The following is a 7,649-nucleotide window of genomic DNA, read 5'->3' on the forward strand; positions in this document are numbered from 1 at the left end:
CCTTGGTATTAGACCATTAACGGTCTATATTCTGGTCAAAAGGAGATCGGATCGATGAAATTGTCTGAACAGGTCAAACCCATCAGCTACCTCAAGGCTCACGCGCCGGAAATCCTTCGCCAGCTTGGCGATCACCGGCAACCGGTGGTGATCACCCTGCATGGCGAGGCAAAGGCAGTGCTCCAGGACGTCAGGCAATATGAGGAAACGCAGGAAACGCTGGCGCTTTTGAAGGTGCTGGCACTGACCAACAAGCAGGTCGAAGACGGCAAAGTCCGCCCTGCGAAAGAAACGTTCGCACGCCTTCGCGACCGCCTGTCGAAACCTGAAACCTGATGTCGTACCAGGTTCTTTTTGCGGAGGACGCGGAACAGGATGTTGAAGATCTCTACCGTTTCCTGACCGGTCGGGATGGCGTCCAGACCGCCGAACGGATCCTCAGCGAAATCGAAGAAGCCTGCCTCGGCCTCGAGGATTTTCCCGAGAGAGGAAATGTGCCGAAGGAATTGGTTGGACTGGGCATTACCGAATATCGGGAACTGCACCACAAGCCATGGCGGATGATCTATCGCGTCATGGGAGAGAACGTGATCATCTATTGCATCGCCGACGGTCGGCGAGACATGCAATCCTTCCTCGAACGGCGATTGTTGCGCTGAACGGCGCTGTCGCTGATGTGGTCATCAGCCATGCCACGCCAAATCATCGATCTGCTCCGCGCCGCAATCGAGCAGGACATGCCCGAACCCTTGTCGGTGCTGAGCAGGTCTCGTGAGGCCCGCCCCGGCCCCGGCAAACGCAACTCAAATCATCGAGTGATGCACGATCTTGTGGATCGAAAACACCCGTTCGGTGTCGAAGTCGAGTTCGCGGCTCTCGCCTTCCTCGGGATTGTGCTGCCAGAGCTGCAGGCGCCGTGAGCTCTTGGCGCGGAATTCCTTCACATAGCTTTCCATCTCGTCGCCGTCGCGCATCGGTTTGAGCTGTACGACCACGTCGTCGCCGTGGCGGACGGGAAGCTGCGGGTTGAGCCAGACGGTTTCGCCGGCCTTGAAGCGCGGCTCCATCGAGGTGCCGTAGACGCGCACGGCATAGGCATTGGGCACGTTTTCGAGCTCGGGCGGGCAGAAGACGCGGGCGACTTCGGCGCCATTGAGGACAAACTTGCCGTTCGGGCCGGCTTCGGTCTGGCCGAGCACGGGGATGCTGCGGCCCTTGGGAAATTCGGTGTAGATCGGCGGGAAGCTGGCATTCGGCCGGGTGGCGCGGCGTTCGGGCGGTTGCGGCGGCTCCTCGGCGACCCCCATCGGGGGCATGTAGCCGGGGCCGTCGCCCTTGCCGGTCAGCAGCCAGTCGAGCGAGACGCGATAGCGCCGCGCATAAAGCTCGCTCGCATCCGTGGTCAGGCCGCGTGTGCCGTTCTCATGCTGGGAATAGGTCGCATAGGGCACGCCGAGCGATTCTGCGGCGGCGATTGCCGTCTTGAAGCCTGCATTCTTGCGGGCGGCTTTCAGGCGGGCCGCGATGTCGTTGATGTCAGTCATGCGTTATGCATACCCGAAATAAAAATGCGATTGGCATTGACAGAATAAAATGCATATAGCATTTATTTGGCCATGACAAGCGAATCCGACACAGCGCAGGACAGTGCCGCCGCCACACCGTTGCCGAGGTTCAACCGGCGGCGTTCGGCCGCCGCCTCTGCGCCGGCGCCGGTGACGATGATTTCGGTTTTGAGGATTTCGATTTTGAGGACGAGGAGCAGGCCATGACGCGGCAGCGAACCTATTGCGACAGTCAGATCCGTCGGGCGCTGATCGCCTATGGCGAGGGCAAGGAGTTTACCGAGATCGCGGCGATTCTGGGCCTCGTGCATTTTGCCCCCAACTCGACCCTGATCCACGAGCGCCGGCAATATGGCATGACCCATGGCGGCGGCGTGCCGCCGGCGGTGCGCAAGATCGGCGTGCCGGAGGTGGAAGAGCCCGAGGCGCTGCGCCGCCACCGCCGGGTGCGACGCGGCTTCGATGTGCCGCGCAGTGCCGAGGACCGGTTCATTGCGCTGATCCTGTCGGGGCTGTCGATCGCCGAGGCGGGGCAGCGGGTGGGGCGGGAGTAGGGGGTGGTGACAACCTCACCTCATGTCGCGGGATTTTCGCGCATGCAGTTGCTGCACCTTTGTTGAGATGAACTTCAGCCGCCCCACACACGCAACCACGGAGCCCACACCAATGCTCACCCACCCCATCGACCAATGCCCCGCCTGCCACAAATCGCTCGGGCCGGCCGAGATCATCGAGCGCTGGTGCGAGGATTGCACCAGCCCGACGGACAAGCCGGAAGCCCGTAAACTCAGGCCCGACAGGCCGCAAAAACAGGCGGCATGACATGACCCCTGACGCTCTCTCGGCCATGGCAGGGCCGGATGCGATCGGCTCCGGTTTCCCGGCGGACCTGCCGGGGCCGATCGCCCTTTACCATGCCGATGCGGCGCGTCTCGGCCTGCGACGGTGCACTGTTGGGGCAGGCGCAACCCCCGGGAGGCGCCATCATGGTGCATCGTGCCGGCCCTCATGATGCCCGGGCCTCGACCGGCTTCGCGCCTGTCCCGGCCGGTGATTATCGCGCCAGCATTGTCGGTGCGGCGATCGGGGACGTGTCGAGGGCCAGCAGTTACGGCCGCTGCCTGACACTGACCTGGCAGATCGAGGCCGGGCCGTTTGGCAATCGCCTCATCTCTCAGCGGCTCAATCTCTGGGCTGAGAATATGCAAAATCTCGACAAGGTGATCGCCATCGCCAATGCGCAATTTGCCGCGATCCGCGCGGCGACTGGGCGGCTGGTGCCGCGCGATGTGGACGAACTGTGCAACATTGCCTGCCGGATCAAGGTGGGGATCGCGAGCGATCCCGCGGGCCAATATGGGCCGCGCAACGAGGTGAGGGCGGTGAGGGCGGCTGGGGCGGCTGGCATGCCGGTCTGATGTGGGATGGGGGTGCAAGGCTGCTCGATCGAGGGCCATTTTGACGCGGTCGCTTTTTCGAGGGCCGTTGCGAGGCAAAGCCGGGCGCTGGTTTTTGCTGCGCCCGGCATTTCTATTTGAACCCCATTGCTCGGGAAGGATCGGGACGATGCTTGGTGTTTTGTTGTGTCCCTCTCGACCCTTCCTGCGATCCTCGTGTGGTAGCGTCATCCGGTGGGACACCCCCCTCTGTCCTGCCGGACATCTCCCCCTCAAGGGGGGAGATTGGATGGGGCGCCGTCTCGGCTTCGTCTACCGTCGCCTGCTCTGCAACGTTCATGTGAGGCGGTGGGAGCGCCGCGAGTCAATCTCCCCCCTTGAGGGGGAGATGCCCGCCCTTCGACAAAAGCTCAGGAGGGCAGAGGGGGGTGCGCCACGTGCGACAGAGGCCTTCCCGGAACGGCGCAAGCCGCTCAGGTCAACACCGCTACCTCTCCCTCACATAAATCCCCGCATCATCCGCAGCCTTGATGAACGCCGCGCGCGCTTTGGAGGCCAGCGCCCTCTTGCGGGTGTTTTCCAGCGCCGCGATGCAGGCTTTGACCGCCGCCTTGAAGGCCGGGCTGTCGCTTTCCGGCCATTCCTCGCCGGTCAGGTGCCGGGCGGCTTCTTCGGTGCTGGTGACGCGGCGATATTTGCCGATGCCGTGGAGTTCGAGCTCCACGCCCTTATCCCAGAACTGGGCCATGACACAAACCTTTCACGCACAACCATGGCGATTCATGTCGGTCGGAAACGAATCGTTCCGTGTGGCGGAAAAGAATCCCAGGCGGGCGGCCTTCGGCTATTCCGCCGGCTCCAGGCCGATGACCAGCGCATAGCCCATGGCGGCAAGTGCGACCTGCAGCAGGGGCAGCTTGGTCGCCTTGTCCGGGTCGAGCAGCCGGCGCACTTCCTTTTCATCGCGACCCATGCGGCGCGCCAGCTCGCTTTGCGTCAGGCCCGAGCCGCGAAAGGTCTCGATCACGGCGATCTTGGCGGCGATTTCCGGATCCGGCGTGATCATCGGGCCGGCCGCGGCGGCCTCGGGCAGGGGCTGGCCGGCTTCCAGATAGAAGAGCAGGGCAACGCCCAGGGCATCTCGCGCCATCGCCCGAGCCTCGACCATGTCGTCACCTTCGGTGATCGCCTCCGGCACGTCCGGAAAGGTGACGACAAAGCCGCCGTCGCGCTCGCTGGGCTCGAATATGGCTGCGTAGGCGTAGGTTTGCATGGGTCTCTCTCCGTTTCGATGCGGCGAGTGTCGGACATTTTTGTCCGTAATTCAAGTGAATTCGGACAAAAAAGTCCGAGGTCGAGAGCCGTCACTTCCGTTGTGACCCCCATCCATGCCCATGACCCTCAGCCCCAATTTCGAAACCGCGCTTCGCCTCGCCGATCTCGGCTATTTCGTCTTCCCCTGCCGTTCCTCCGGCGACGGGGCGAAGAAGCCGATGCCGACGATCCAATGGCGCAAAATGTCCAGCAATGATGCGGAGCAGGTCAGCCGCTGGTGGCGGACCTGGCCGAATGCGGCGCCGGGGCYGGATCTGGCGAAATCGGGGCTGATCGTCATCGATGCCGACCGGCACGGGCAGGCCGATGGCGTGCTGGCGGTGGGCGACATGATGGCCGATCATGGCTATGACCCGGCGCCGGTGCCGACCGTGTCGACGCCCGGCAACGGCACGCATTTCTTCTATCGCCAGCCGGAGGGCAAAAGCTTCGGCAATGCCGACAGCCGCCTCTACAAGGGCTGCAAGCTCAAGGATATGGGCATCAATATCCGCGGCGATGGCGGCTATGTGATTGCGCCGGGCAGCGAGATGCAGCGTGGCCGTTATGAGCTGTTCGGCGACCTGGCCGCAGCCCCCGTCCTGCCGGACTGGTTCAGCGCCATTCTCGATGGCGAGCCGACGCGCCCGGTCCAGCCGATGGCCGTTCCCCGGACAGAAATGTCCGATCAGCGCATCCGCGCCTATTGCGATGCGGCGATTGCCGCGGAGGTGGCCAAGGTGGCCGGTGCTGCCGAGGGCGGGCGCAACAACACGCTCAACGAAGCCGCCTTCGCGCTCGGCCAGCTGGTCGGCGCCGGTTTTATCGGCGAGAGCGAGGTGTTTGCGCTGCTGGCCAATGCGGCGGCGCATTCGGGGCTCGACGCGGTGGAAAGCCGCATGACGATCCAATCCGGCCTCGGCGCCGGACGGAAGGAGCCGCGCATCCTGCCGCAATCCGACCTGCCGCCTGCGGTCGATCCCTTGGAGGCGGCGCGGATCAACGCGATGATCCTGGCGGCCTGGGAGAAGAAGGAGGCAGAAAGGAACGAGACGGAGAAGGCGCGGGCGAAATCGGAGCTGGAATGGTTCGATCATGTCCAGCCGGTGACGGTGTCGCCCTATATCATCAAGGGTTTTCTCGATCATGCGGCGATGTCGGTGATCTACGGTCCATCCAACAGCGGCAAGACCTTCTTTGCCCTCGATCTGGCCTTCCATATCGCCACCGCGGCCCGCTGGCGGGAGCGCCGGGTGGATGGCGGAGCGGTGCTCTATCTGGCGGCCGAGGGCGGCAACGGCATTGCCAACCGCATCGCGGCACTGCGCAGCCGGACGGGGGTGACCGATGTGCCCCTGGCGCTACGCCGCGCCGGGCTCGACCTGCTCGATCCCCGGGCCGATACCGCCCATGTGATCCGGCTGGCGCGCGAGGTGGAGGAGGTGGCGCCGCTGTCGCTGATCGTCATCGACACGCTGTCGCGCGTCATCGCCGGCGGCGACGAAAACGCCGCCACCGACATGACCGCCTTCATCAGGAACGTCGATGCGATCCGCCAGGCCACCGGCGCCCATGTGATGATCGTCCATCACACCGGCAAGGACGTGGCCAAGGGCGCCCGCGGCCACTCCTCGCTCCGGGCGGCGACGGATACCGAGATCGAAGTGTCGGTCGATGAGGTCGAGGGGCGCGTGGCCAGGGTGACGAAACAGCGCGATTACGAGGGCGGCGAGGAGTTCAGGTTCAAGTTGAAAGCGGTCGATCTGGGGCACGACCAGGATGGCGACAGGATCGGCTCCTGTGTGGTGACGGCAGCGGAGGGGGAGCGGCATGACGATCTGCCGTCGAAAAGCACCTGCAAGGTGATCCTGCGCGAAATCCAGACGGCCTTCGACAAGGGCAATCCCTATTCCATGACCATTCAGTCGCAGCGGACGGGGCGTTATGCGCCGCGGGCGTTGAGTCAGAAATTCAACATCAATTCCGACGTCATGGATCGGCTTCTGAAGGCGTGGCTGGACAATGAAATCATCATCTCCAGCACGTTCGAGAGCCGCAACAACAGGTCTGGTTTGAGAGTGATCGGAGACCTGAATTGATGTGCGGCAAGGGTGCGGCAAGGGCGCGGCAAGCTGCGGCAAGGGTCCGGCAAACGGCGGCCAGGAATTGCTTGCCGCACGTTTTGTTCAATGAAATCAAGGACTACGGCAAGCGCGGCAAGCAAAGTGCGGCAAGCGCGGCAAGCAGCCGTAAGTCATTGAAATCATTATGCGGCAAGCCGCGGCAAGGGGGTCTCTCCTACGGAGAGAAGGCGCGCTTGCCGCGCCGCCTTCTGGGGAGAGGGGTGGCGGCAGGCATTGGGGGGATGGTTGATGGGTGGCCGTAGCACGGATGGGCTGTCCGGCGTGGAGGAGGCGGGAGGTGGATCACATGGAAGCTCGACTGGCAACGCGGGCAATCGCATATCGCGCGAAGACCCTCTCTGGCCTGCCGGCCATCTCCCCCACAAGGGGGGAGAAGACTTGCGGCGCGCTCCTTGCCTCGATTGAGGCATCGGCGGTGCGGTTGGGTTAAGCCCCCTTGTGGGGCTACCGTATTCACACATCTCCTCAGACACTCCGAAACTTGACTCGCCCCCGCTGAACCTGTCATTGATTTCATTGCATTTTTCAGCTTTGATTTTCCGGTGTGAGGCTAGGTAGCTAGCGCTTTAAGTCTCTGACTTAAAATATGTTTTCGCGATGTGTGAATCTGGCAGCCCCACAAGGGGGAGGGACTAACCCAGCCGCATCGTAGGTGCCTCAATTGGGCCGAGGCGGTGCCGCGAGTCTTCCCCCCTTGTGGGAGAGATGGCCGGCAAGCCAGAGAGGGTTTTTGCCTCATATGCAATGCCCGGCTTTCTACGCAGGGGCTTTTGATAGAAGTTCAAAAAGTAACCGTCACGTCAGCCTATCCCTTCAGAAGATGCCTCACATGCCGCTCGATCTCGGTAAAAACATAATCAGCGCCGTCCAGAACCTGTGCATTGTCGAAACGAAGAATCGTAAAACCCTGTCGCTTCAGAAATGCGTCGTGCGCCGCGTCGTGCATCTTTCCCGCTAGCGTCTCATGGCTATCGCCATCGACCTCGATGACCAGCCGAGCGGACAACCACGCGAAATCCGCGATATATGGACCGATCGGTGTCTCGCGCCGAAACCGGGCGCCAGAAGGGAGCAGATCGCGCAACATATCCCACATCGCCTGCTCGGCTTTGATCAATTCACGGCGAAGAGCTTTCGCATTCTTTCTCGTCTTGGATCCGATGTTTGAATGCGGCATTTTTGTCCACTGCTCTCACTGCAAAACCCAGGTCGCGCCACTTGTCTCGACC

The 7,649-nt window shown here is 62.7% G+C and carries 10 protein-coding genes; 6 read left to right on the forward strand and 4 right to left on the reverse strand.

Annotated elements, in window-relative coordinates; all coding sequences use genetic code 11:
- Positions 1-54 precede the first annotated feature (54 nt).
- Entirely contained in the window at positions 55-336 is a 282-nt protein-coding gene (locus AC1D06_RS33070) for a type II toxin-antitoxin system Phd/YefM family antitoxin (RefSeq protein WP_477881365.1), read from the forward strand.
- Positions 336-659: a type II toxin-antitoxin system RelE/ParE family toxin gene (locus AC1D06_RS33075; protein ID WP_477990086.1), complete on the forward strand. Its 324-nt coding sequence runs from the start codon at positions 336-338 to the stop codon at positions 657-659. The genes AC1D06_RS33070 and AC1D06_RS33075 overlap by 1 nt, the downstream gene beginning before the upstream one ends.
- A gap of 144 nt (positions 660-803) precedes the next feature.
- Here the strand turns inward: AC1D06_RS33075 and AC1D06_RS33080 are convergent, their stop codons facing one another.
- Complete coding sequence (locus AC1D06_RS33080) at positions 804-1,544, reverse strand: XRE family transcriptional regulator (RefSeq protein ID WP_477990087.1); 741 nt, start codon at positions 1,542-1,544, stop codon at positions 804-806.
- Between the two features lie 224 nt (positions 1,545-1,768).
- Between AC1D06_RS33080 and AC1D06_RS33085 the strand changes: the two genes are divergently transcribed.
- The 3 genes from AC1D06_RS33085 (at position 1,769) to AC1D06_RS33095 (ending at position 2,983) form a co-directional block, all read left to right on the forward strand.
- On the forward strand, positions 1,769-2,119 hold the full coding sequence (locus AC1D06_RS33085) for a hypothetical protein (protein WP_477990088.1): 351 nt from the start codon (positions 1,769-1,771) through the stop codon (positions 2,117-2,119).
- Between the two features lie 112 nt (positions 2,120-2,231).
- A complete protein-coding gene (locus tag AC1D06_RS33090; protein ID WP_477990089.1) occupies positions 2,232-2,387 on the forward strand; it encodes a hypothetical protein in 156 nt (51 codons plus the stop codon).
- 164 nt (positions 2,388-2,551) lie between these two features.
- Positions 2,552-2,983: a hypothetical protein gene (locus AC1D06_RS33095; protein WP_477990090.1), complete on the forward strand. Its 432-nt coding sequence runs from the start codon at positions 2,552-2,554 to the stop codon at positions 2,981-2,983.
- A gap of 466 nt (positions 2,984-3,449) precedes the next feature.
- Here AC1D06_RS33095 and AC1D06_RS33100 read toward each other — a convergent pair whose 3' ends face one another.
- Together AC1D06_RS33100 and AC1D06_RS33105 are read right to left on the reverse strand one after the other, a co-directional pair.
- Positions 3,450-3,710 carry a DUF982 domain-containing protein gene (locus tag AC1D06_RS33100; RefSeq protein WP_477990091.1) on the reverse strand — a complete coding sequence of 87 codons (261 nt, stop codon included), beginning with the start codon at positions 3,708-3,710 and terminating at the stop codon, positions 3,450-3,452.
- A gap of 96 nt (positions 3,711-3,806) precedes the next feature.
- Complete coding sequence (locus tag AC1D06_RS33105) at positions 3,807-4,235, reverse strand: type II toxin-antitoxin system HicB family antitoxin (RefSeq protein ID WP_477990092.1); 429 nt, start codon at positions 4,233-4,235, stop codon at positions 3,807-3,809.
- Between the two features lie 115 nt (positions 4,236-4,350).
- Between AC1D06_RS33105 and AC1D06_RS33110 the strand changes: the two genes are divergently transcribed.
- The gene (locus AC1D06_RS33110) at positions 4,351-6,375 is read left to right on the forward strand and encodes an AAA family ATPase (protein ID WP_477990093.1); all 2,025 of its coding nucleotides are present in this window, start codon (positions 4,351-4,353) and stop codon (positions 6,373-6,375) included.
- Between the two features lie 850 nt (positions 6,376-7,225).
- On the opposite strand, the gene AC1D06_RS33115 is transcribed toward AC1D06_RS33110, so the two are convergent.
- A complete protein-coding gene (locus AC1D06_RS33115; protein ID WP_477990094.1) occupies positions 7,226-7,597 on the reverse strand; it encodes an endonuclease domain-containing protein in 372 nt (123 codons plus the stop codon).
- Positions 7,598-7,649: the final 52 nt, after the last annotated feature.

The sequence above is a fragment of the Rhizobium sp. P2_G2 genome, from assembly GCF_056403555.1.

What these genes read in the sequence shown, in the direction of transcription:
- AC1D06_RS33095 (WP_477990090.1), top strand. Translation starts at nt 2,552, where the DNA reads ATGGTGCATCGTGCCGGCCCTCATGATGCCCGGGCCTCGACCGGCTTC.
- AC1D06_RS33115 (WP_477990094.1), bottom strand. Translation starts at nt 7,597, where the DNA reads ATGCCGCATTCAAACATCGGATCCAAGACGAGAAAGAATGCGAAAGCT.
- AC1D06_RS33090 (WP_477990089.1), top strand. Translation starts at nt 2,232, where the DNA reads ATGCTCACCCACCCCATCGACCAATGCCCCGCCTGCCACAAATCGCTC.
- AC1D06_RS33070 (WP_477881365.1), top strand. Translation starts at nt 55, where the DNA reads ATGAAATTGTCTGAACAGGTCAAACCCATCAGCTACCTCAAGGCTCAC.
- AC1D06_RS33080 (WP_477990087.1), bottom strand. Translation starts at nt 1,544, where the DNA reads ATGACTGACATCAACGACATCGCGGCCCGCCTGAAAGCCGCCCGCAAG.
- AC1D06_RS33085 (WP_477990088.1), top strand. Translation starts at nt 1,769, where the DNA reads ATGACGCGGCAGCGAACCTATTGCGACAGTCAGATCCGTCGGGCGCTG.
- AC1D06_RS33075 (WP_477990086.1), top strand. Translation starts at nt 336, where the DNA reads ATGTCGTACCAGGTTCTTTTTGCGGAGGACGCGGAACAGGATGTTGAA.
- AC1D06_RS33105 (WP_477990092.1), bottom strand. Translation starts at nt 4,235, where the DNA reads ATGCAAACCTACGCCTACGCAGCCATATTCGAGCCCAGCGAGCGCGAC.
- AC1D06_RS33100 (WP_477990091.1), bottom strand. Translation starts at nt 3,710, where the DNA reads ATGGCCCAGTTCTGGGATAAGGGCGTGGAGCTCGAACTCCACGGCATC.